Genomic DNA, 23,306 nt, shown 5'->3' on the forward strand with positions numbered 1-23,306 from the left:
AATCTCGCGGTAACTGACGGGTGAAGGCGTCAATACTACGTCCCCGGACGGTGCAAAGTAAACGATGACCCACAGGGAACTCTGGGGTAAAATACGTATCAAAATGCAAAACCGAACCTGACCCGGAAAGCTTTCCGGGTCAGGCTTCTTTTGCTTGTGAAAAGAGGTAACGCGCCGCAGAAGCTGTTTTCTGCTGTCACCGGTCAGGATGACGCCGTTAACCAGGATAGATGACGAGGAGCCAAAAATGAATCAGATTCCGATGACGTTGAAAGGCGCTGAGAAGCTACGCGAAGAGCTGAACGAACTGAAATCCGTGAAGCGTCCGCGCATTATCGCCTCCATCGCCACAGCCCGTGAGCACGGCGATTTGAAAGAGAATGCCGAATATCATGCGGCTCGCGAAGAACAGGGTTTCTGCGAGGGTCGTATTCAGGAGATCGAAGCCAAGCTTTCGAATGCGCAAGTCATTGATGTAACTGCCATGCCGAAAACCGGTCGCGTGATTTTTGGCGCTACCGTGACCATCCTCAATGTGGATACGGATGAAGAGTTCACCTATCGCATCGTGGGTGATGATGAAGCTGACTTCAAACAGAACCTGATTTCAGTGAATTCGCCGATGGCGCGTGGATTGGTTGGAAAATCAGCAGACGATGTCGCCATCGTGAAAACCCCAGGCGGGGATGTGGAATATGAAGTCCTGAAGGTGGAATACCTTTAAGATATTGCTACGCTTTGCAATATGTCGCTGCATTTTGTAAAGAAAGGAAAAAGGCCGCACTGCGGCCTTTTATCACATGCAGGAGCGTGGCACTTTCTTTGCCCGTCGCCGCCTTTAAAGGCATGATTAACGCGGAAGAGTAATTTTACGCTCTTTGGCAGGGCGATACAGCACCAGCGTGTTGCCGATTACCTGTACGTTGCCTGCTTTAGTTTCACGCACGATAGCGTCCACGATCAGCTGCTTAGTTTCACGATCTTCCGAGGCAATTTTTACCTTGATCAATTCGTGATGCTCGAGCGCCAGTTCGATTTCGGCGAGCACGCCTTCGGTCAGGCCATTTCCGCCCAGCATGACAACCGGCTTAAGCGGATGGGCAAGGCCTTTCAGGTGCTGTTTTTGTTTGGTACTCAGATTCATCGTATTTTTTGCTTACTCAGGGATTGAAAACGGTTCATTCTACCGCCATCTCGGGTATATCGCCAAATCAACGCGACCATTGCGTGCTGATTTATCGCTACGATGACGATTTAATTGGAAAAATTATGACGGGTAAAAAGCGTTCGGCCAGTTCCAGTCGCTGGCTACAGGAACACTTTAGCGATAAATATGTGCTGCAGGCACAGAAAAAAGGGTTACGTTCGCGTGCCTGGTTTAAACTTGAAGAAATTCAGCAGGGTGACAAGATTTTCAAACCCGGGATGACGGTTGTCGATCTCGGTGCGGCACCCGGCGGTTGGTCGCAATATGTGGTTCAGCTTATCGGATCAAGTGGTCGTATCATCGCCTGCGATCTGTTACCAATGGATCCGATTGTCGGCGTTGATTTTTTGCAGGGCGATTTTCGCGATGAGGCGGTACTTGGCGCCTTGCTGGAGCGCGTAGGCGACCAAAAGGTGCAGGTGGTGATGTCTGATATGGCACCCAACATGAGCGGTACACCTGCGGTTGATATTCCACGTTCGATGTATTTGGTAGAATTGGCGCTGGAAATGTGTCGGGATATCCTGGCCCCAGGCGGCAGTTTTGTCGTGAAAGTGTTTCAGGGAGATGGCTTCGATGAATACCTGCGGGAAATTCGCTCCCTGTTTACGAAAGTGAAAATTCGTAAGCCGGACGCTTCGCGATTACGTTCGCGCGAAGTGTACATTGTGGCGACGGGGCGCAAACTTTAGCCCGAAATGCCGGAATCAAAGCAAGACGACCAATGCGTTTACTCTGATGTGTAATTCTGAGTTTCAGGGTAAACAAGCAAAATCATCCGCACTGCGATTCCAGGTATGAAGGATCTATAGTACCCTACGCTGTCTGTTAACATCGTTGTAATATGAGGTTAATCCCTTGAGTGACATGGCGAAAAACCTGATTCTCTGGTTAGTCATCGCGGTCGTGCTGATGTCTGTATTCCAGAGCTTTGGGCCCAGCGAGTCGAATGGCCGTAGGGTTGATTATTCAACTTTCCTATCGGAAGTGAACCAAGATCAGGTCCGCGAGGCACGAATTAACGGGCGTGAGATTAACGTTGTCAAAAAAGACAGCAATAAATACACCACCTATATCCCCGTCAACGATCCTAAGTTACTCGATAACCTGTTGACTAAAAACGTCAAAGTAGTTGGCGAACCGCCTGAAGAACCAAGCCTGCTGGCTTCCATCTTCATCTCATGGTTCCCAATGCTGCTGCTGATTGGCGTGTGGATCTTCTTTATGCGGCAGATGCAGGGCGGCGGCGGCAAGGGCGCGATGTCCTTCGGCAAGAGCAAAGCCCGCATGCTGACCGAAGATCAGATCAAAACCACTTTTGCTGACGTGGCCGGTTGTGATGAGGCTAAAGAAGAAGTCGGTGAGCTGGTTGAGTATCTGCGTGAGCCGAGCCGTTTCCAGAAGCTGGGCGGTAAAATCCCGAAAGGCGTCCTGATGGTCGGCCCTCCGGGTACCGGTAAAACGCTGCTGGCGAAAGCGATTGCTGGCGAAGCGAAAGTTCCGTTCTTTACCATTTCCGGTTCTGACTTCGTGGAAATGTTTGTTGGTGTTGGTGCATCTCGTGTGCGTGACATGTTCGAACAAGCGAAGAAAGCGGCACCGTGCATCATCTTTATCGATGAAATCGATGCGGTTGGCCGTCAGCGTGGCGCCGGTTTAGGCGGCGGTCACGATGAACGTGAACAAACGCTGAACCAGATGCTGGTTGAGATGGATGGCTTTGAAGGTAATGAAGGCATCATCGTCATCGCGGCAACTAACCGTCCAGACGTACTTGACCCGGCGCTGCTGCGTCCAGGCCGCTTTGACCGTCAGGTTGTAGTTGGTCTGCCAGACGTGCGTGGTCGTGAGCAGATTCTGAAAGTCCATATGCGTCGTGTGCCGCTGGCAACCGATATGGATCCATCAGTCATCGCACGTGGTACGCCTGGTTTCTCCGGTGCGGATTTGGCTAACCTGGTCAACGAAGCTGCGCTGTTTGCTGCTCGCGGCAACAAGCGTGTTGTTTCGATGGTTGAGTTTGAAAAAGCCAAAGACAAAATCATGATGGGTGCGGAACGTCGCTCCATGGTAATGACCGAAGAGCAGAAAGAATCTACGGCTTATCATGAAGCGGGTCACGCGATCGTCGGTACGCTGGTTCCGGGTTACGATCCGGTGCACAAAGTGACGATCATCCCGCGCGGTCGTGCGCTGGGTGTGGCCTTCTTCCTGCCTGTTGGTGATGAAATCAGTGCCAATCGTCAGAAGCTGGAAAGCCGTATTTCTGTGGCTTACGGTGGACGTCTGGCGGAAGAGATTATTTATGGTCCGGACTATGTTTCTACCGGTGCTTCATCTGACATCAAAATGGCGACCAGCGTAGCGCGCAACATGGTTACGCAGTGGGGCTTCTCTGAGAAGCTGGGCCCATTGCTTTATGCTGAAGAAGAGGGTGAAGTATTCCTCGGTCGTTCTGTAGCAAAAGCGAAACACATGTCTGATGAAACGGCGCGCATTATCGATCAGGAAGTTAAACATCTTATCGATACTAACTATCAACGCGCTCGCCGTATTCTGAATGAAAACATGGACATCCTTCATGCGATGAAAGACGCGCTAATGAAGTATGAGACCATTGATGCACCGCAAATCAGCGATCTGATGGCACGCCGCGAAGTGCGTCCGCCAGCCGGTTGGGAAGAAGCGAAAGTTGCTGTGGGTAACGGCGACTCTACGCAGGCTCCACGTCCTGTTGATGACCCGAAAACTCCGGGTTCAGACAAGATCATGTGATGGCACTCTGGCGGGATGCGTTGCTCACCGCCAGTTCTCCCGCCCGCAATACTTGTTACAATGCAAACCCCGGCCAGTCCGGGGTTTTTTACATTCCGCGATTCAGTGATTCCTCAAGGAGATTCTCGCCATGAAATTGTTCGCCCGTGATTCCCATCTCGATCTCTCTTTTCCCCATGTGATGGGGATTTTGAATGTCACGCCGGACTCTTTCTCTGATGGTGGAAGCCACAACACCTTGGTCGAAGCGCTGACGCACACCAATGAAATGGTGAATGCCGGTGCCACCATCATTGATGTAGGCGGTGAATCAACGCGTCCGGGCGCTGATGAAGTCAGCGTGGAAGAGGAGCTGGCACGCGTCATTCCAGTGGTGGAAGCCATCGCGCAGCGTTTTGAAGTGTGGATTTCGGTCGATACTTCCAAACCAGAAGTGATCCGTGAAGCGGCGCGAGTGGGTGCTCACATTATCAATGACATTCGTTCTCTGTCCGAACCGGGCTCGCTGGCGGCGGCGGCAGAAACAGGCTTGCCGGTGTGTCTGATGCATATGCAAGGTGAACCGCGCACCATGCAGCAGGCGCCGGAATATAGCCATATCGTGAGCGAAGTGGACGCTTACTTCGCTGCACAGATTGCGCGATGTCAAGCCGCCGGCATCAAGAAAGAGAATTTGCTGCTCGATCCTGGCTTCGGTTTCGGTAAGAATCTCAGCCACAACTATGAACTGCTGGCCAATCTGAGCCATTTCCACCATTACGGCTTACCGCTGTTGGTAGGAATGTCGCGCAAGTCGATGGTTGGTCAGTTGTTAAATGTCGGTCCGGCGCAGCGCCTGACCGGAAGCCTCAGCTGTGCGGTGATTGCCGCCATGCAAGGGGCACAAATTATTCGCGTGCATGATGTGAAAGAGACTGTCGAAGCGATGCGCGTCGTCGAAGCGACACGGAGAGCAAAAGGATAAAGGCATGAGTAATCGTAAATATTTCGGTACAGATGGTATTCGCGGCAAAGTCGGTGAAGCACCGATTACCCCTGATTTTGTTCTCAAGTTGGGCTGGGCGGCCGGTAAGGTGCTGGCGCGTCAGGGTTCACGCAAGGTATTGATTGGTAAAGACACGCGTATTTCAGGCTATATGCTGGAATCGGCGCTGGAAGCGGGTCTGGCGGCGGCAGGATTGTCTGCGGCCTTCACCGGCCCGATGCCGACGCCTGCGATTGCCTATCTGACTCGTACTTTCCGCGCGGAAGCGGGCATTGTGATTTCAGCTTCGCATAATCCCTTTGACGACAATGGCATCAAATTCTTTTCTGCTGAAGGCACCAAGCTGCCGGATGAAGTCGAAGAAGCTATTGAGCTGGAGATGGAAAAGCCAATCACCTGTGTGGAGTCGGCTGAACTGGGCCGCGCCAGTCGCATTGTCGATGCAGCAGGTCGTTACATCGAATTCTGCAAAGGGACGTTCCCCAGCGAGCTGAGCCTGAATGGGCTGAAGATTGTGGTTGATTGCGCTAATGGCGCGACGTATCACATTGCGCCTAACGTGCTGCGTGAGCTGGGTGCGAATGTGATTGCTATCGGCGTGCAGCCGGATGGCATGAACATCAACAAAGATTGCGGTGCGACCGATTTGCGTCTGCTGCAGCATCGCGTGTTGGAAGAGAAGGCCGATCTGGGACTGGCGTACGACGGTGACGGCGACCGCATCATGATGGTTGACCATTTAGGTCACAAAGTCGATGGCGATCAGATTCTCTATATCATTGCGCGTGAAGGGCTGCGTCAGGGTCAGCTGCGCGGTGGCGTGGTGGGCACGTTGATGAGCAACATGGGTCTGGAACTGGCGCTGAAACAGCTGGGTATTCCGTTTACCCGTGCGAAAGTGGGCGACCGCTATGTGCTGGAAAAAATGCAGGAGAAGGGCTGGCGTTTAGGGGCAGAAAACTCCGGTCACGTCATTCTGCTAGATAAAACCACCACCGGCGACGGCATCGTAGCAAGTTTGCAAGTGCTCACTGCAATTGTGCGCAACCATATGACGTTACACGACCTGTGCAGCGGCATGAAAATGCTGCCGCAGATTCTGGTCAATGTGCGTTTCGCTGGCGAGCACGATCCGCTGGAAAGCGAAAGCGTGAAAGCTGTGACTGCCGAAGCAGAAAAAACGCTGGCGGGACGCGGTCGCGTGTTGCTGCGCAAATCTGGCACTGAACCCCTAATTCGTGTGATGGTGGAAGGTGAGGATGAGGCGCAGGTCAGCGCGCTGGCACATAAAATCGCGGATGCAGTAAAAGCGGTTTAAGTTTTTTCAGGCGGAGAGTTTTTGTACTTTCCGCCTGCAAAATCACCGGGATGGTGCTTTTTTCCGCAATCGAAAGCGATGGTGAAAATTGCACTTGCAGAGGTATGTGCCTTTGGTTAGTATTCACACCCGCTTCTGATGGGTGATGACGAGACTCCCCATCGATATTGGTTGAAGCTTTAACTGTGCAGATAACGCGCAAGGAAACAGGTTGATTATGTACGAAGCTCTGTTAGTTGTTTTCCTTATTGTAGCGATTGGCCTCGTGGGTTTGATCATGCTGCAGCAAGGCAAAGGCGCTGATATGGGAGCCTCATTCGGTGCAGGCGCTTCTGGTACGCTGTTCGGTTCAAACGGGTCTGGCAACTTTATGACTCGCATGACCGCGGTACTGGCTACGCTGTTCTTCATCATCAGCCTGGTTCTGGGTAACCTGAACAGTAATAAAACAGCCAAAGGTAGCGAGTGGGATAACCTCACTGCGCCGGCGCAGTCTGAACAGCAGACTCAGCCAGCTAAACCGGCAACGCCGGGCAATGATATCCCGCAGTAAGATCGTCAACGCTGTAGTGCGATAAAACAACGTCGCAGTCTAGTGATGTACCGAGGTGGTGAAATTGGTAGACACGCTACCTTGAGGTGGTAGTGCTCGAAAGGGCTTACGGGTTCAAGTCCCGTCCTCGGTACCAAATCTCAGTTTAACTTGCATTTTTTGCAAGGTCGGCGTATTATTCGCCACGTTTTCGGACGCGGGGTGGAGCAGCCTGGTAGCTCGTCGGGCTCATAACCCGAAGGTCGTCGGTTCAAATCCGGCCCCCGCAACCACTTTCCCTTAGAGTTCTTTTTCAAATATACTGTATGCATCGACGGACGCAATCTCAGTGATTTTTGAAAAAAATTCTTTTGGATTGTGCTCCGAAGCCGCTATGCGGCGTACAGGGTCCAGTCACAAAAAGCCCCGAATATTCGGGGTTTTTTGTTATCAGGAAATCGAAACACTGGGCTATAGGCCCTTTTTTTATGTCTTGGGGGTGGGCTTGTCCACATTAGAGCAAAAATTGACAGAGTTGATCTCTGCTCCAGTAGAAGCGCTTGGCTACGAATTAGTCGGTATTGAGTTTATTCGTGGTCGCACATCAACCCTGCGCATCTATATTGATAGTGAAGAGGGTATCAATGTTGATGATTGCGCCGATGTTAGCCACCAGGTTAGCGCAGTAATGGATGTGGAAGATCCAATTACCGTGGCTTACAACCTTGAAGTTTCCTCGCCGGGTCTCGAACGTCCTCTTTTCACTGCTGAACACTATGCACGTTTTGCCGGTGACGAGGTGAGCCTGGTACTACGCATGGCCGTACAAAACCGCCGTAAATGGCAGGGTATCATCAAGTCTGTTGAAGGCGAGATGATCACGGTGACCGTTGAGGGTAACGATGAAGTGTTCGCGCTGAGCAACATTCAGAAAGCGAACCTGGTCCCCCACTTTTAAAAGTCCGGATTGAGGCTAACCAGGATGAACAAAGAGATCTTAGCTGTAGTAGAAGCCGTTTCTAACGAAAAAGCCCTGCCGCGTGAGAAAATCTTCGAAGCGCTGGAGAGCGCTTTGGCCACTGCGACCAAAAAGAAGTATGAGCAAGAGATCGAAGTGCGTGTCAGCATCGATCGCCGTAGCGGCGATTTCGACACCTTCCGTCGCTGGCAGATTGTAGAAGAAGTCACGCAGCCGACTCGCGAGATCACGCTGGATGCAGCCCGTTATGAAGACGAAGCGTTCAATCTGGGCGAATTTGTCGAAGATCAGATTGAATCTGTCACCTTTGACCGTATCACCACCCAAACTGCTAAGCAGGTTATCGTACAAAAAGTACGTGAAGCTGAGCGCGCGATGGTGGTTGATCAGTTCCGTCAGCACGAAGGCGAAATCATCACCGGCGTGGTGAAGAAAGTGAACCGTGACAACATTTCACTGGACCTCGGCAGCAATGCTGAAGCGGTGATTGTGCGTGAAGACATGCTGCCGCGTGAAAACTTCCGTCCAGGTGACCGTATCCGCGGCGTGCTGTACGCCGTTCGCCCTGAAGCGCGTGGCGCGCAGCTGTTCGTCACCCGTTCTAAGCCAGAAATGCTGATCGAGTTGTTCCGCATTGAGGTGCCAGAAATTGGCGAAGAAGTTATCGAGATCAAAGCGGCAGCGCGCGATCCGGGTTCACGCGCCAAAATCGCGGTGAAGACCAACGATAAACGTATTGATCCAGTGGGCGCTTGCGTCGGTATGCGCGGTGCGCGTGTCCAGGCGGTTTCGAGCGAGCTGGGTGGCGAGCGTATCGACATTGTGCTGTGGGACGACAACCCGGCGCAGTTCGTTATCAACGCCATGGCGCCAGCCGATGTGGCGTCAATTGTGGTGGATGAAGACAATCACACCATGGATATCGCTGTTGAAGCCGGCAATCTGGCTCAGGCGATCGGCCGTAACGGCCAAAACGTGCGTCTGGCTTCCCAACTGAGCGGTTGGGAACTGAACGTGATGACCGTCGATGATCTGCAAGCTAAGCACCAAGCTGAAGCCCATGCAGCGATCGATATGTTCACCAAATATCTCGACATCGACGAAGAGTTCGCCACCATTCTGGTGGAAGAGGGCTTCTCTTCGCTGGAAGAATTGGCTTATGTGCCAATCAACGAGCTGCTGGAAATCGACGGCCTCGATGAAGAGACCATTGAAGCCCTGCGTGAACGAGCAAAAAATGCGTTAACCACCCTGGCATTAGCGAAAGAAGAGAGCCTTGGTAATCAGGAGCCCGCTGAGGATCTTCTGAATCTTGAGGGCTTGGATCGTGCGCTGGCGTATCGCCTGGCGTCGAAAGGCGTTTGCACGCTGGAAGATCTCGCTGAGCAAGGTGTTGACGATCTGACAGATATTGAAGGGCTGGATGACGAGAAAGCCGGTGCGCTGATTATGGCTGCACGTAATATCTGCTGGTTCGGCGATGACGCGTAATAACAGGAAGGAACAGCATGACAGATGTAACCGTAAAATCGCTGGCCGCCGAAATTCAGACCCCGGTCGATCGCCTGGTACAGCAATTTGCTGATGCAGGGATCCGTAAGTCTGAAAACGATGCGGTGTCCCAGCAAGAGAAAGAAACCTTACTGTCTCACCTGAATCGTGAGCACGGTCAGACCGGTTCAAGCAAGCTGACTTTGCAGCGCAAGACGCGCAGCACCTTGAATATTCCCGTCACCGGGGGTAAAAGTAAGTCGGTACAAATCGAAGTCCGCAAAAAGCGCACATACGTGAAAGGCGATGCAGAGTCTGAGCAAGCTCAGGCAGAAGCGGAAGCCGAGGCGCAGCGTGAAGCGGAAGAGCAGGCGCGTCGCGAGGCGGAAGAACAAGCCCGTCGCGAAGCTGAACAGAAAGCGCAACGTGAAGCCGAAGATAAAGCCAAGCGCGAAGCCGCTGACAAGGCCAAACGTGAAGCAGCGGAAAAAGAGAAATTGACTAATCAACCTACCGATGTAGTAGCCAAGGCTGCGCAATCTGATAAAGCCCGTCGTGAAGCAGAAGCTGCCGAACTGAAACGTAAAGCAGAAGAAGAAGCACGCCGTAAGCTGGAAGAAGATGCGCGCCGCGTGGCTGAAGAAGCCCGCCGCCTGGCTGAAGAGAAAGGCGCTGAATGGGCAAAACCTGAAGAAGAGGATAAGGGCGACTATCACGTCACCACCTCTACTCACGCCCGTCAGGCAGAAGACGAGAACGATCGCCAGGTAGAAGCTGGCCGTGCACGTGCTCGCACCACCAAAGCGGCTCGTCCGGTGAAGAAAGGCAACAAGCATTCTGAAGCCAAAACCGATCGCGAAGAAGCGCGTGCCCAGGTGCGTGGCGGCAAAGGCGGCAAGCATCGTAAGCCAAGCACCCTGCAGCAGGGCTTCAACAAGCCAGCTCAGGCTGTTAACCGCGATGTCGTCATCGGTGAAACCATCACCGTTGCTGAACTGGCCAACAAAATGGCGATCAAAGGTTCTCTGGTCGTTAAAGCGATGATGAAAATGGGCGCCATGGCGACCATCAACCAGGTTATCGATCAAGAAACCGCTCAGATGGTCGCGGAAGAAATGGGTCACAAAGTGATCCTGCGCCGTGAGAATGAGCTGGAAGAAGCGGTAATGGACGATCGTGATACCGATGCTGCGCAGGAAAGCCGTGCGCCAGTCGTCACCATCATGGGTCACGTTGACCACGGTAAAACCTCGTTGCTTGACTACATTCGTTCAACGAAAGTGGCATCAGGCGAAGCGGGCGGTATTACCCAGCATATCGGTGCTTACCACGTTGAAACTGACAACGGTATGATCACCTTCCTCGACACCCCGGGCCACGCCGCGTTTACCGCAATGCGTGCTCGTGGTGCGCAGGCCACGGATATCGTTATCCTGGTTGTGGCTGCTGATGATGGCGTGATGCCTCAGACCGTTGAAGCTATCCAGCATGCGAAAGCCGCCGGTGTGCCAGTGGTTGTTGCGGTTAACAAAATTGATAAGCCAGATGCTGATCCAGACCGCGTTAAGAACGAACTGACCCAGTACGGAATTCTTCCGGAAGAGTGGGGCGGTGAGAACATGTTCGTTAACGTTTCTGCGAAAGCCGGTACCGGTATCGACGACCTGCTGAATGCGATTCTGCTGCAAGCTGAAGTTCTGGAACTGTCTGCTATCCGTGAAGGTATGGCGAGCGGCGTGGTGATTGAATCGTTCCTCGACAAAGGTCGTGGTCCGGTTGCTACCGTGTTGGTACGTGAAGGTACGCTGAACAAAGGCGATATCGTGCTGTGCGGCTTCGAATATGGCCGTGTACGTGCGATGCGTGACGAACTGGGTCGTGAAGTACTGGAAGCGGGTCCATCGATTCCAGTTGAAATCCTTGGTCTGTCCGGTGTGCCGGCAGCGGGTGATGAAGCGACTGTAGTACGTGATGAGAAGAAAGCGCGTGAAGTTGCACTGTATCGTCAGGGCAAATTCCGTGAAGTTAAGCTGGCGCGTCAGCAGAAGTCTAAGTTGGAGAACATGTTCGCCAACATGACTGAAGGCGAAGTGTCTGAGCTGAACATCGTGCTGAAATCTGACGTACAGGGTTCTGTCGAAGCCATCTCTGATTCGCTGCTGAAACTCTCTACCGACGAAGTGAAAGTACGCATCATCGGTTCAGGCGTGGGTGGTATCACCGAAACCGACGCAACGCTGGCTGCAGCATCCAACGCCATCATTCTCGGCTTCAACGTGCGTGCTGATGCATCTGCTCGCCGCGTGATTGATTCTGAAAACGTTGACCTGCGTTACTACTCCGTCATCTATAATCTGATCGACGAAGTGAAAGCAGCGATGAGCGGTATGCTGGCTCCAGAGTTCAAACAGCAGATTATCGGTCTGGCTGCGGTACGTGACGTGTTCAAATCACCGAAGTTTGGTGCCATCGCGGGCTGTATGGTCACCGAAGGTAACATCAAACGTCACAACCCAATCCGCGTGCTGCGTGACAACGTGGTTATCTATGAAGGCGAGCTGGAATCTCTGCGTCGCTTCAAAGATGACGTCAACGAAGTTCGTAACGGCATGGAATGTGGTATCGGCGTGAAGAACTACAACGACGTTCGCGTTGGCGACATGATCGAAGTGTTCGAAGTGATTGAAATTAAACGCACCATCGATTGATCATCATTTGATGTGTTGCAATTTGGGAGGCCTCTGGCCTCCCGAATTATTTGGGAGAAAGAATAATGGCAAAAGAATTTGGCCGCCAACAGCGCGTTTCTCAGGAGTTGCAGAAAGAGATCGCAATTATCCTGCAGCGCGAAATTAAAGATCCACGTCTCGGGATGATGGTGACGGTTTCGGGCGTTGAAGTGTCGCGCGATCTCGCCTATGCCAAGGTGTTTGTGACCTTTTTGAATGACAAAGATGAAGAAGCAGTGCAAAACGGCCTGAAGGCGCTGAAAGAAGCCTCTGGCTATATCCGTACGCTGGTAGGTAAAGCGATGCGCCTGCGTATCGTGCCGGAGCTGACCTTCTTCTACGACAACTCGCTGATCGAAGGTATGCGTATGTCGAACCTGGTCAGCAACGTTATTAAGAGCGATGTTGAGCGTCGTGGCGATAGCCCGGCGGAAGATGACAAGGAGGACTAATGAGTCGTCCTCGTCGTCGCGGTCGCGACGTCCACGGCGTGTTTCTGCTGGATAAGCATCAAGGCGCATCTTCCAATGATGTGCTGCAGAAAGTAAAACGTCTGTTCAATGCGAACAAAGCGGGCCATACCGGCGCACTTGATCCTCTGGCGACCGGCATGCTGCCGGTTTGCCTCGGTGAAGCCACCAAGTTTTCGCAGTATCTGCTCGATTCTGACAAGCGTTATCGCGTTATTGCTCGCCTGGGTGAACGCACCGATACGTCTGATGCCGACGGCAATATTGTTGAGACGCGTGCGATTACTTTTGATCAGGCGGCACTGGATGCAGCGCTAGACTATTTTCGTGGCGACACCATGCAGGTGCCGACCATGTTCTCCGCGCTGAAGTATCAGGGACGCAAGCTGTACGAGTACGCACGTGAGGGCATTACCGTGCCGCGTGAAGCGCGCCCGATCAAAGTGTTTGAGCTGCAGTTTATTCGCTGGGAAGGTGATGAGCTGGAGCTGGAGATTCACGTCTCAAAAGGCACTTACATTCGCACTATTATCGACGATCTCGGTGAGCGGCTTGGCTGCGGCGCGCACGTTATCATGCTGCGTCGTCTGCAGGTGGCGCGTTATCCGATCGAAAGAATGGTGACGCTGGAGCAGCTGCAGGAAGTAGCGGCCACCGTCAACATGGCGGAAACGCCGGATTACAGCGCGCTTGATGCGTTATTGCTGCCGATGGATAGTCCGGCAGAAGAGTTCCCGATTGTGAATTTGCTGCCCGCAGTGGCGGCTTATTTCAAGCAAGGCATGCCGGTTCAGGTAGCGGATGCGCCGGAACAGGGATTGGTGCGCGTGACCGAAGGTGATGAGCACAAATTCATTGGTATGGCCGAAATCGCCGAGGATGGGCGCGTGGCGCCGCGTCGTCTGGTGGTAGAATTTCCTGCGTAATCAAACCTCTCGCATTTGACCTAACGGCGCATTTGCGTTGCTATCAGGCGAAGAGTAGAATGGCGCGGCTTTAAAAGCGGGCTGCTGAATTAGAGATCGGCACCCATACATTCATTATTTACTGGAGTTTATTATGTCTCTAAGCGTAGAAGCTAAAGCAGAGATCGTTGCTAAATACGGTCGTGGTACCAACGACAGCGGTTCAACTGAAGTTCAGGTTGCTCTGCTGACTGCTCAGATTAACCACCTGCAGGGTCACTTCTCTGAGCACAAGAAAGATCACCACAGCCGTCGCGGTCTGCTGCGCATGGTATCTCAGCGTCGTAAGCTGCTGGACTACCTGAAGCGTAAAGACGTTGCTCGCTACACCGGTCTGATCGAAAGCCTGGGTCTGCGTCGCTAAGTCTGAAGAATCTGATCAAGGATGTAGCGCATGCACAATGCAAAAAAACGCATCTGACGATCAGATTTGTGCGAGTTTCGCGAAAAGGGGGCCTTTATGGCCCCTTTTTTCGAGCAATCCGCAGCAATCCGGACCAAACTCATGTATTGTTGCAGAGAGTGATCTTTGCTTGCAGAGGTTCGCGCGGCTAATGAGAGGCTTTACCGCATGGGCGGTTAAGGTTGTCATTAGTCGCGAGGATGCAACTGAAGATCGGTAATCCCCGGCGCGCCAGAATGAGCTGCGCCCCTGAATTTAAGGACTTAAATTTTGCTGAACCCGATCGTACGCAAATTCCAATATGGTCAGCATACCGTCACGCTGGAAACCGGCATGATGGCGCGCCAGGCTACCGCTGCAGTAATGGTGAGCATGGATGACACTGCTGTATTCGTTACCGTTGTTGGCCAGAAAAAAACTAAACCAGGTCAGGATTTCTTCCCGCTGACGGTTAACTATCAGGAGCGTACTTACGCTGCTGGTCGTATCCCGGGTAGCTTCTTCCGTCGTGAAGGCCGTCCAAGCGAAGGCGAAACCCTGATCTCACGCCTGATTGACCGTCCAGTTCGTCCGCTGTTCCCGGAAGGCTTCATTAACGAAGTCCAGGTTATCGCGACCGTTGTTTCTGTTAACCCACAGGTTAACCCAGACATCGTTGCGATGATCGGTGCATCTGCTGCGCTGGCTCTGTCAGGTTTGCCGTTCAATGGCCCAATTGGCGCAGCGCGCGTGGGTTACATCAACGATCAATACGTGCTGAACCCAACTGCTGATGAAATCAACGAATCACGTCTGAACCTGGTTGTTGCCGGTACCCAGAACGCGGTGCTGATGGTGGAATCAGAAGCTGACATCCTGACTGAAGAGCAGATGCTGGGCGCTGTGGTATATGGCCACGACCAGCAGCAGATCGTTATCGAAAACATCAATGCGCTGGTTGCCGAAGCTGGTAAACCACGTTGGGATTGGCAGCCACTGCCAACTAACGATGCACTGATCGCACGCGTTACTGCATTGGCAGAAGCGGGCATCAGCGACGCTTACCGCATCACTGATAAGCAAGAGCGTTACACTCAGGTTGGCGCAGTGAAAGACGCGACCATCGCTGCACTGCAGGCTGAAGATGAAACGCTGGATGCTGGCGATATCGCTGACATCGTTCACGACCTTGAGAAGAGCGTTGTTCGTAGCCGCATCATCCGTGGCGAACCGCGTATCGATGGCCGTGAGAAAGATATGATTCGTGGCCTGGATGTGCGCACTGGCGTACTGCCACGCACGCACGGTTCTTCACTGTTTACCCGTGGTGAAACGCAGGCGCTGGTTACCGCAACGCTGGGTACCGCACGTGATGCGCAGAATCTGGATGAGTTGATGGGCGAGCGTACCGATAGCTTCCTGTTCCACTACAACTTCCCTCCATACTGCGTGGGCGAAACCGGTATGGTTGGCTCACCGAAGCGTCGTGAAATTGGTCACGGTCGTCTGGCGAAGCGTGGCGTGCTGGCAGTAATGCCTAAGCAAGCGGATTTCCCATACACCGTGCGTGTGGTTTCAGAAATCACCGAATCTAACGGTTCTTCTTCAATGGCTTCCGTGTGCGGTGCTTCTCTGGCACTGATGGATGCTGGCGTACCGATCAAAGCAGCCGTAGCCGGTATTGCGATGGGTCTGGTTAAAGAAGCCGACAACTTTGTGGTTCTGTCTGACATCCTGGGTGACGAAGATCACCTCGGCGACATGGACTTCAAAGTAGCAGGTAGCCGCGATGGTATCACTGCGCTGCAGATGGATATCAAAATCGAAGGTATCACCCGCGAAATCATGCAGGTTGCTCTGAATCAAGCGAAAGGTGCGCGTCTGCACATCCTGAGCGTGATGGAACAGGCAATCAGCACGCCGCGTCAGGAAATTTCTGAGTTCGCGCCGCGCATTTACACCATCAAAATCAGTTCAGATAAGATCAAAGATGTCATCGGTAAAGGCGGCTCGGTTATCCGTGCGCTGACCGAAGAAACCGGCACCACCATCGAAATCGAAGATGACGGCACCGTGAAGATCGCTGCAACTGATAGCCTGAAAGCCAAAGAAGCCATTCGTCGTATCGAAGAGATCACTGCTGAGATCGAAGTTGGCCGCGTCTACTCTGGTAAAGTTACACGTATCGTTGATTTCGGTGCCTTCGTGGCAATCGGCGGCGGTAAAGAAGGTTTGGTCCACATCTCTCAGATCGCAGACAAGCGCGTAGAGAAAGTGACCGACTATCTGCAGATGGGCCAGGAAGTTCCAGTGAAAGTCATGGAAGTGGACCGTCAGGGCCGTGTACGCCTGAGCATCAAAGAAGCGACAGAGCAGAAACCAGCGGAAGAAGTTGCTACCGCTGCATCTGATGCATCTGACGCCGAGTAAGCGTTTACCGATTTACCTCTCCCTACTTTGCGGGGAGAGGTGTTTAGATCATCGCGAGGGCGGGAATCCTTGTGCACAGCAGGAGGATGACAGGATGGTTGTCCCAATGTTTGTATTCGGGAGTGGGAAATGAAGCCTTTTTTGCGCTGGTGTTTTGTTGCGACAGCTATCACGCTGGCAGGATGCAGCAACTCCAATTGGCGTAAGAACGAAGTTCTGGCAGTACCTTTGCAGCCCACACTGCAGCAAGAGGTGATCCTGGCGCGAATGGAACAAATTCTTGCCAGTCGTGCCCTTACCGATGATGAACGCGCACAGCTATTATATGAGCGCGGAGTGTTGTATGATAGTTTGGGTCTGAGGGCATTAGCGCGGAACGATTTTTCGCAAGCGCTGTCTATAAGACCAGATATGCCTGAGGTATTTAACTATCTCGGTATATACTTAACGCAGGCAGGCAACTTTGATGCTGCCTATGAAGCGTTTGATTCTGTACTTGAGCTTGATCCAACTTACAACTATGCGCATTTAAACCGTGGTATCGCCCTCTATTACGGCGGTCGATACAAGTTAGCGCAAGATGATCTGCTGGCGTTTTATCAAGACGATCCTAACGATCCATTCCGCAGCCTTTGGCTCTATCTCGTTGAAAGCGATATGGATGCCGACAAGGCAAAAGTTACGCTGAGACAGCGTCATGACAAAGCGGTTCGCGATCAATGGGGATGGAATATTGTCGAGTTCTACCTTGGCGACATCAGTGAAAAAACATTGATGGAACGTCTCAAGGCGGACGCAACGGATAACACCTCGCTCGCTGAACATCTCAGTGAAACCAACTTCTATTTAGGTAAGTACTACCTAAGTCTGGGGGAGAAGGACGACGCGAAAGCGTTGTTCAAACTGGCGGTGGCCAACAACGTAAACAACTTTGTTGAGCACCGATACGCATTGTTGGAACTGGCGCAACTCGGCCAGACACAAGACGATTTATCAGAATCTGACCAGCAATAGCTGACGAACTTTTATTGCCTGAATACCTGTAAAGTCATCATCTTCAGAGATGAGGGCTTTTCTGTTCGTCAAAACTTCTAATTTGAGCCGGTTCACACTTTTTGATGAAAATGACTGAAAGTTTTCACGACGAGTTATGTAGACTGGCCGCCGCAATCTAAGAGGCACGTGTACTACATGACTGATATTCAAACCACTTTTGCTGACCTTGGCCTGAACGCCGACATCCTCGAATCACTGAACGGTATGGGCTACGTAAAGCCTTCTCCAATCCAGGCTGAGTGTATTCCTCACCTGCTGGCTGGCCGTGACGTGTTGGGTATGGCGCAGACCGGTAGTGGTAAAACTGCGGCTTTCTCACTGCCGCTGCTAAACAACATTGATCCTACTGTTAAAGCACCGCAAATTTTGGTGCTGGCACCTACCCGCGAATTGGCGGTACAGGTTGCTGAAGCCGTCACAGAATTCTCTAAACACATGCGTGGCATTAACGTTGTAGCCCTGTACGGCGGCCAACGTTATGACGTACAGCTGCGCGCACTGCGTCAGGGACCACAAGTTGTTGTGGGTACGCCTGGTCGTCTGCTGGATCACCTGAAGCGTGGCACGTTAGATCTGTCTAACCTACGCGGTCTGGTACTGGACGAAGCTGATGAAATGCTGCGTATGGGCTTCATCGAAGACGTTGAAACCATCATGGCGCAGATTCCAGACGGTCATCAGACCGCGCTGTTCTCAGCCACCATGCCAGAAGCGATTCGTCGTATTACCAAGCGCTTCATGAAAGATCCACAGGAAGTGCGCATCCAGTCAAGCATGACTACGCGCCCAGACATTTCTCAGTCTTACTGGACCGCTTACGGCCGTAAAACTGACGCGCTGGTTCGTTTCCTGGAAGCGGAAGATTTCGATGCAGCCATCATCTTCGTGCGTACCAAAAATGCCACGCTGGAAGTGGCCGAAGCGCTGGAGCGCAGCGGTTATAACAGCGCAGCACTGAACGGCGACATGAACCAGGCACTGCGTGAGCAGACGCTGGAGCGTTTGAAAGATGGTCGTCTCGACATCCTGATCGCGACCGACGTTGCAGCACGTGGTCTGGACGTTGAGCGTATCAGCCTGGTCGTAAACTTTGATATCCCAATGGATGCAGAGTCTTACGTTCACCGTATCGGTCGTACCGGCCGTGCTGGTCGTGCAGGTCGTGCGTTGCTGTTCGTTGAGAACCGCGAGCGTCGTCTGCTGCGCAACATCGAACGCACCATGAAGCTGACCATTCCAGAAGTTGAGCTGCCAAACGCAGAACTGCTGGGTGAGCGTCGTCTGGCTAAGTTCGCGGCTAAAGTACAGCAGCAGCTGGAAAGCAGCGATCTGGACCAGTACCGCGCACTGCTGAGCAAAATGCAGCCGGGCGAAGATCTGGATATCGAAACTCTGGCCGCAGCACTGCTGAAAATGGCTCAGGGCGAACGTCCACTGATTCTGCCACCAGAAGCACCGCGTCCAGCGCGTCGCGAGTTCAGCGATCGTCCTGAGCGTGGTGAGCGTCGCGATTCACGTGATTCTCGTGGTCCACGCGAAAGCCGTGAGAGCCGCGATGGCGATCGTCCACATCGTGAACGTCGTGACGTTGGCGAAATGCAGCTGTACCGCATTGAAGTGGGCCGTGATGATGGTGTTGAAGTTCGTCACATCGTTGGCGCGATCGCTAACGAAGGCGACATCAGCAGCCGTTACATCGGTAACATTAAGCTGTTTGGTACTCACTCAACCATCGAGCTGCCGAAAGGCATGCCGGGCGAAGTGCTGCAGCACTTCACTCGTACGCGTATTCTGAACAAACCGATGAATATGCAGCTGATGGGTGATGCGCCGGTGCACGAGCGTAGCGAACGTCGTCCATCTGCTGGCGGCGAACGTCGTGGCAATGGCGCACCGCGCGCTGATGGTGCTCCACGTGGCGAAGGCGCTCCACGTCGCTTCTCCGAACGTCGTGAAGGTGGCCGTGAAGGCGGACGCTTCAGCCGTGAAGGTGGCCGTGGCCCGCGTCCAGAAGGCGCAGCTGCACCACGTCGTCGTGACGCATAAGCGATAAACGCTAAAAGTAAAAAGGGACGCTGATGCGTCCCTTTTTTTATGCCGGTGGAAAGTAAATTTTACACGCCACCGGCAATCAGCACGCGTTCACCGCTAACGTAAGCTGACTCTTCTGACGCCAGAAACAGCGCGACTTGCGCTACATCTTCCGGCAAGCCAAAGCGTCCGAGCGGCGTTGCCGCTATCAGCTGTGCTTTCAACTCCGGATGCATCTTCTTCGCCGCCAGCAAACCTTCGGTCAAAATAATGCCGGGTGCTAACGCATTGACGCGAATATTACGTGGCCCAAGCTCGCGTGCGAGGCCCTGCGTTAAGGTATCGATCGCGCCTTTGGTTGCTGCCCAAAGCACCGAACCAGGCGTGCTGCGTTGGCTATTTAAAGCGCTAAGGTTGATGATGGAACCGCCGCGTGCGGGGAAATGTTTTGCCGCCTGCTGACACACCAGCAAGCTGCCCAGCAGATTCACATTCAGCTGCTGCTGCATTTCTCTGAGGCTAAGGTCGGCAAAGTCACCGTGGTGAAAAATGCCGGCGTTATTCACCACAATATCGGGCGCGCCAAACTGCTCAATGCTGCTAGCGAACAAGCGCTGCACATCGGCCTCGCGTGAGATATCAGCCTGTACGGCGATGGCGTCGCTACCCAGCGCCTGGATGTCGGTCACCACATCCGCCGCACCCACTTCGTCCTGAAGATAATTCACCACCACCCGAGCACCGGCCGCCGCGAAAGTCATGGCGATGGCGGCACCAATGCCTTTCGAAGCGCCCGTCACCAGCGCAATTTTGCCTTCAAGTGTTTTCATCGTATCTCTCCACCTGAGATTTCGGGGAAGATAAAGCATGCGCTGTCCATACAATCGGGTGGTAGCGCAATCCTGCAAGCTTCTTGCACGATCCTGCAAATCTGCTGTTCAAGGACTAGTCGCAGCGCCAACCACAAGCGAGAATATCCAATCAGTGATTTCTTATCGCGGAGCACCGATCGCATGATTCATCAGGAACAATGGCAGCAGTTGGTGGCAATTATTGCCCGCCACGCACCGCAGGATGGTCGTCACTATTGCCCAATCGATTTTCTCTCTTTCGGCCGCAGTTCTCAGCCCACCAGTTTGGCACACGTGGCGACTTGGGCGAGCTTTGCTTTGGTCGCGCAGGGGCAGAAAGCGCTGCGCATGGGCGACGATGTGATGCATTACGGGCCGGGCGATTTGCTGCTGGTGACGCTTGATATGCCGGTGCAATCCTGCGTTGTCATGGCGACGCCAGAGAAACCGAATCTGGGCGTGGGCATCACCATCAACGAAACGCGTCTGATGCGTTATCTGGAACACTTTCCGCACCGTCAACTCGGCAGCACGGCGGTTAGCGAGCGCGGTATCGCCGTGCATAAAGTCGCGCCACCGTTGGTGGATGCGGTGATGCGTTTAGTCGAATTGCTGGATCACCCGCAGGACATAGCCGCGCTGGCACCGTTGATTGAGCAGGAGATTTTCTATCGTTTGCTGACTGGACCCGAAGGGCCGCGCATTCTCAACATGGCGCTGACGGAACGGCCTGGCAACAAAGTGGCGCGCGCCGCACGCTGGCTACGCGAAAACTTTCATCAGCCGTTGAAAATGGATTATCTGGCGAGCAGCGTGGGGATGAGTATCTCGTCGCTGCATCATCACTTTAAAGCGGTAACGGCGATGACGCCGATGCAGTATCAAAAGCAGCTGCGGCTCAATGAAGCGCGGCGTTTGATGTTGATTGAGAAGCTAGATGCCGGCACGGCGGGTTATCGGGTGGGTTATCAAAGTGCTTCGCAGTTCAGTCGTGAATACAGCCGTTTTCACGGTCAGTCACCGGCGCGAGACGTGCGAACAATTGCGGTGGGCCCAGAGTGGTTAAACCCACCGCAATAAGGTTTACAGCGTGCGCGCCGCTTCCATTGCCAACGCGAAGGAGCGCAGACGCGCCTGCGAATCGTAAATCTGGCCGTTAACCATAATCTCGTCCGCCTGGGTTTCACGCATCAGCGCGGCGAGACCGCTGCGCACTTTATCGCTATCGCCGACAATCGACATGCTCAGCGCCTGCTGCACGCCATATTGCTCGGACGGCGACCACAGATTATCCATGTTCTCCACCGGCGCAGGCAGCGGACCCGGTTTGCCGCGACGCAGATTAATAAACTGCTGCTGCATCGAGGTGAACAGGAAGCGAGCATCACGTTCGCTGTCGGCTGCCACCACGTTGACGCACACCATCGCATACGGCTTCGCCAGACGCGCGGAAGGTTTAAATTTCTCACGATAGAGATGCAGCGCCTGGAACAGCAGATCGGGCGCGAAATGCGAGGCAAACGCAAACGGCAAACCAAGCTGAGCAGCCAGTTGCGCGCTGTACAGGCTGGAACCGAGCAGCCACACCGGAATTTTCAATCCTAAACCCGGAACCGGTTGTACTGGCGGATGTTCACCCTCTTCGGCGTCAAACCAGCGAATCAGTTCAGAGACGTCTTCCGGGAAACTATCTGCCTGGCCGCTGGAAAGATGACGACGCAACGCCAGCATGGTGCGTTGGTCCGAACCGGGCGCGCGGCCCAGTCCCAAATCGATGCGGCCAGGATAGAGTGATTCGAGGGTACCAAACTGTTCGGCGATCACTAGCGGCGCGTGGTTGGGCAGCATAATGCCGCCTGAGCCGAGGCGCAGCGTTTCGGTATTGGCCGCTAAATAGCCTATCAGCACTGACGTCGCGGCGCTGGCAATCCCCGTCATATTATGGTGTTCAGCCAGCCAGTAGCGGTGAAAACCCAGCGCTTCGGATTGGCGGGCCAGCGCCAGCGAATTATGGAACGCGTCGCGTGCAGTGGAACCTTGTGGAATAGGGGCCAGATCCAACACGGACAGGCGAACAGTTTTTTTCTCAGACATGGGCACTCCAAATAGGGATGGCGCAGGTGTTTAGTCGGTCCTGCGCCTGTGAGTATTACTCATCGTTACCTATATTAAAACTGCTAATGACAGGAGGAATATAGCCGGAATGTGCCTTTACCTGCCGCCTTCCAGTGCCATTCCCGCCAGGCGACGCCAATAACCATTACAATCACTGCCGCGCGCCATCATCAGCGGTGCCTGACCGGCTTCGTTGGCGCGGAAGCGATCCACTTCGGCGAGCGTGCTTTCACCTTGGGGCGACAAACGCACAATGTCGATCCAGTTATGCATGCCGCTCAGATCATTGCCGAGGTTGTAGCAATAGCCGCTCATGGTCTGAATACCGTTGAGCACAAACACCTGCTGGCCCTCCTGTGAGAGCACGCGGCGGCCGGTTGGGTAATTGATGCAGCAGGTTTGGCAATCATCTTTGCCACGATTCTCGGCGCGTGCGGTAAAGCAGCGTGCCGACAGCGCCAGCGGCAGATGACCATAGCCGAGCACTTCCACCTCAAATTGATCGCGCACACCCGCCGCATCGCACTGCTGCAGCAGCTGAATCAGCCAGTCGCGGGACATCTCCACCGGAATGCACCAGCGCGTCATGCCTTCTTTCAGCAACAGTTGCAGCGTCTGTGCGTTATACACATTCAGCGTTGGGCCGGCGACAAACGGCAATTTGCGCTCCGCCGCCATATTCACTGTGCCGATGTCATTGGCTTCCAGCAGGAACTCTCCGTTCTCGACATAGCGACGCAGCTCTTTGACTTCCGATGGCGACTGCAGCAGTGCCAAGGTACTCAGCACCACTTGCTTGCCCTGCAGCGCCAGCATGCGCGCGATGTCTATCCATTGATGGAACGAGGTGGCGCGTCTTTTACTGCAGACGGCTTCGCCGAGATAGATGATCTCGGCGCTACTCTCGGCGGCGCGTTGATAAAAAGTTTCCAGCGTTGCAGTTGGCCAGTACCACAGCACCGGCCCGATGGCGTATTTCATGCGATCTCC

General features: G+C 53.5%; 21 protein-coding genes and 2 tRNA genes. 19 read left to right on the plus strand and 4 right to left on the minus strand.

The window, feature by feature from the left end; genetic code table 11:
• Positions 1–247 precede the first annotated feature (247 nt).
• A complete protein-coding gene (gene greA, locus HX773_RS01785) occupies positions 248–724 on the plus strand; it encodes a transcription elongation factor GreA (RefSeq protein WP_008104312.1) in 477 nt (158 codons plus the stop codon).
• A 126-nt stretch (positions 725–850) separates the two neighbouring features.
• Here the strand turns inward: greA and yhbY are convergent, their stop codons facing one another.
• A complete protein-coding gene (yhbY, locus tag HX773_RS01790; protein ID WP_007886683.1) occupies positions 851–1,144 on the minus strand; it encodes a ribosome assembly RNA-binding protein YhbY in 294 nt (97 codons plus the stop codon).
• Positions 1,145–1,269: 125 nt separating this feature from the next.
• On the opposite strand from yhbY, the gene rlmE reads away from it, so the two are divergent.
• From rlmE to HX773_RS01875, 17 genes are all read left to right on the plus strand, one after another.
• Entirely contained in the window at positions 1,270–1,899 is a 630-nt protein-coding gene (gene rlmE / locus HX773_RS01795) for a 23S rRNA (uridine(2552)-2'-O)-methyltransferase RlmE (protein WP_176970223.1), read from the plus strand.
• A gap of 175 nt (positions 1,900–2,074) precedes the next feature.
• Complete coding sequence (gene ftsH / locus HX773_RS01800) at positions 2,075–3,982, plus strand: ATP-dependent zinc metalloprotease FtsH (RefSeq protein ID WP_036620266.1); 1,908 nt, start codon at positions 2,075–2,077, stop codon at positions 3,980–3,982.
• Between the two features lie 130 nt (positions 3,983–4,112).
• Positions 4,113–4,946: a dihydropteroate synthase gene (folP, locus tag HX773_RS01805; RefSeq protein WP_176970185.1), complete on the plus strand. Its 834-nt coding sequence runs from the start codon at positions 4,113–4,115 to the stop codon at positions 4,944–4,946.
• A gap of 4 nt (positions 4,947–4,950) precedes the next feature.
• Positions 4,951–6,285, plus strand: coding sequence for a phosphoglucosamine mutase (gene glmM, locus HX773_RS01810; protein ID WP_101762253.1), 1,335 nt, complete (start codon positions 4,951–4,953; stop codon positions 6,283–6,285).
• Between the two features lie 217 nt (positions 6,286–6,502).
• Entirely contained in the window at positions 6,503–6,838 is a 336-nt protein-coding gene (gene secG / locus HX773_RS01815) for a preprotein translocase subunit SecG (RefSeq protein WP_007886689.1), read from the plus strand.
• 49 nt (positions 6,839–6,887) lie between these two features.
• Positions 6,888–6,974: transfer RNA gene (locus tag HX773_RS01820), tRNA-Leu, on the plus strand.
• Positions 6,975–7,033: 59 nt separating this feature from the next.
• A tRNA-Met gene (locus HX773_RS01825) sits at positions 7,034–7,110 on the plus strand.
• 212 nt (positions 7,111–7,322) lie between these two features.
• Entirely contained in the window at positions 7,323–7,775 is a 453-nt protein-coding gene (rimP, locus tag HX773_RS01830; protein ID WP_036620302.1) for a ribosome maturation factor RimP, read from the plus strand.
• 24 nt (positions 7,776–7,799) lie between these two features.
• Complete coding sequence (gene nusA / locus HX773_RS01835) at positions 7,800–9,287, plus strand: transcription termination factor NusA (RefSeq protein WP_176970186.1); 1,488 nt, start codon at positions 7,800–7,802, stop codon at positions 9,285–9,287.
• A gap of 17 nt (positions 9,288–9,304) precedes the next feature.
• Positions 9,305–11,995: a translation initiation factor IF-2 gene (gene infB / locus HX773_RS01840; protein WP_176970187.1), complete on the plus strand. Its 2,691-nt coding sequence runs from the start codon at positions 9,305–9,307 to the stop codon at positions 11,993–11,995.
• Between the two features lie 65 nt (positions 11,996–12,060).
• On the plus strand, positions 12,061–12,468 hold the full coding sequence (gene rbfA / locus HX773_RS01845) for a 30S ribosome-binding factor RbfA (RefSeq protein WP_101762250.1): 408 nt from the start codon (positions 12,061–12,063) through the stop codon (positions 12,466–12,468).
• The gene (gene truB / locus HX773_RS01850; protein ID WP_176970188.1) at positions 12,468–13,412 is read left to right on the plus strand and encodes a tRNA pseudouridine(55) synthase TruB; all 945 of its coding nucleotides are present in this window, start codon (positions 12,468–12,470) and stop codon (positions 13,410–13,412) included. Before rbfA ends, truB begins: the two co-directional genes overlap by 1 nt.
• Positions 13,413–13,545: 133 nt before the next feature.
• Positions 13,546–13,815 (plus strand): 30S ribosomal protein S15, encoded by a 270-nt coding sequence (gene rpsO / locus HX773_RS01855; protein ID WP_036620269.1) that lies wholly within the window; start codon positions 13,546–13,548, stop codon positions 13,813–13,815.
• Between the two features lie 309 nt (positions 13,816–14,124).
• Positions 14,125–16,263 (plus strand): polyribonucleotide nucleotidyltransferase, encoded by a 2,139-nt coding sequence (gene pnp / locus HX773_RS01860; RefSeq protein WP_176970189.1) that lies wholly within the window; start codon positions 14,125–14,127, stop codon positions 16,261–16,263.
• Positions 16,264–16,392: 129 nt separating this feature from the next.
• Complete coding sequence (nlpI, locus tag HX773_RS01865; protein ID WP_008104288.1) at positions 16,393–17,277, plus strand: lipoprotein NlpI; 885 nt, start codon at positions 16,393–16,395, stop codon at positions 17,275–17,277.
• A 104-nt stretch (positions 17,278–17,381) separates the two neighbouring features.
• Positions 17,382–17,438 (plus strand): protein YrbN, encoded by a 57-nt coding sequence (yrbN, locus tag HX773_RS26105; protein WP_098053093.1) that lies wholly within the window; start codon positions 17,382–17,384, stop codon positions 17,436–17,438.
• 16 nt (positions 17,439–17,454) lie between these two features.
• The gene (locus HX773_RS01875; protein ID WP_176970190.1) at positions 17,455–19,365 is read left to right on the plus strand and encodes a DEAD/DEAH family ATP-dependent RNA helicase; all 1,911 of its coding nucleotides are present in this window, start codon (positions 17,455–17,457) and stop codon (positions 19,363–19,365) included.
• Between the two features lie 68 nt (positions 19,366–19,433).
• Here the strand turns inward: HX773_RS01875 and HX773_RS01880 are convergent, their stop codons facing one another.
• The gene (locus HX773_RS01880; protein ID WP_176970191.1) at positions 19,434–20,180 is read right to left on the minus strand and encodes an SDR family NAD(P)-dependent oxidoreductase; all 747 of its coding nucleotides are present in this window, start codon (positions 20,178–20,180) and stop codon (positions 19,434–19,436) included.
• 183 nt (positions 20,181–20,363) lie between these two features.
• Here HX773_RS01880 and HX773_RS01885 point away from each other — a divergent pair, with 183 nt between their 5' ends.
• Positions 20,364–21,281 (plus strand): AraC family transcriptional regulator, encoded by a 918-nt coding sequence (locus HX773_RS01885; protein WP_176970192.1) that lies wholly within the window; start codon positions 20,364–20,366, stop codon positions 21,279–21,281.
• 3 nt (positions 21,282–21,284) lie between these two features.
• Here HX773_RS01885 and HX773_RS01890 read toward each other — a convergent pair whose 3' ends face one another.
• Both HX773_RS01890 and HX773_RS01895 read right to left on the minus strand, forming a co-directional pair.
• Positions 21,285–22,295 (minus strand): luciferase-like monooxygenase, encoded by a 1,011-nt coding sequence (locus tag HX773_RS01890; RefSeq protein ID WP_137385066.1) that lies wholly within the window; start codon positions 22,293–22,295, stop codon positions 21,285–21,287.
• Between the two features lie 117 nt (positions 22,296–22,412).
• A complete protein-coding gene (locus tag HX773_RS01895) occupies positions 22,413–23,297 on the minus strand; it encodes a U32 family peptidase (RefSeq protein WP_176970193.1) in 885 nt (294 codons plus the stop codon).
• Between the last annotated feature and the right edge of the window lie 9 nt (positions 23,298–23,306).

It is taken from the genome of Pantoea sp. B9002 (assembly GCF_013385945.1).
Classification (GTDB): domain Bacteria; phylum Pseudomonadota; class Gammaproteobacteria; order Enterobacterales; family Enterobacteriaceae; genus Pantoea.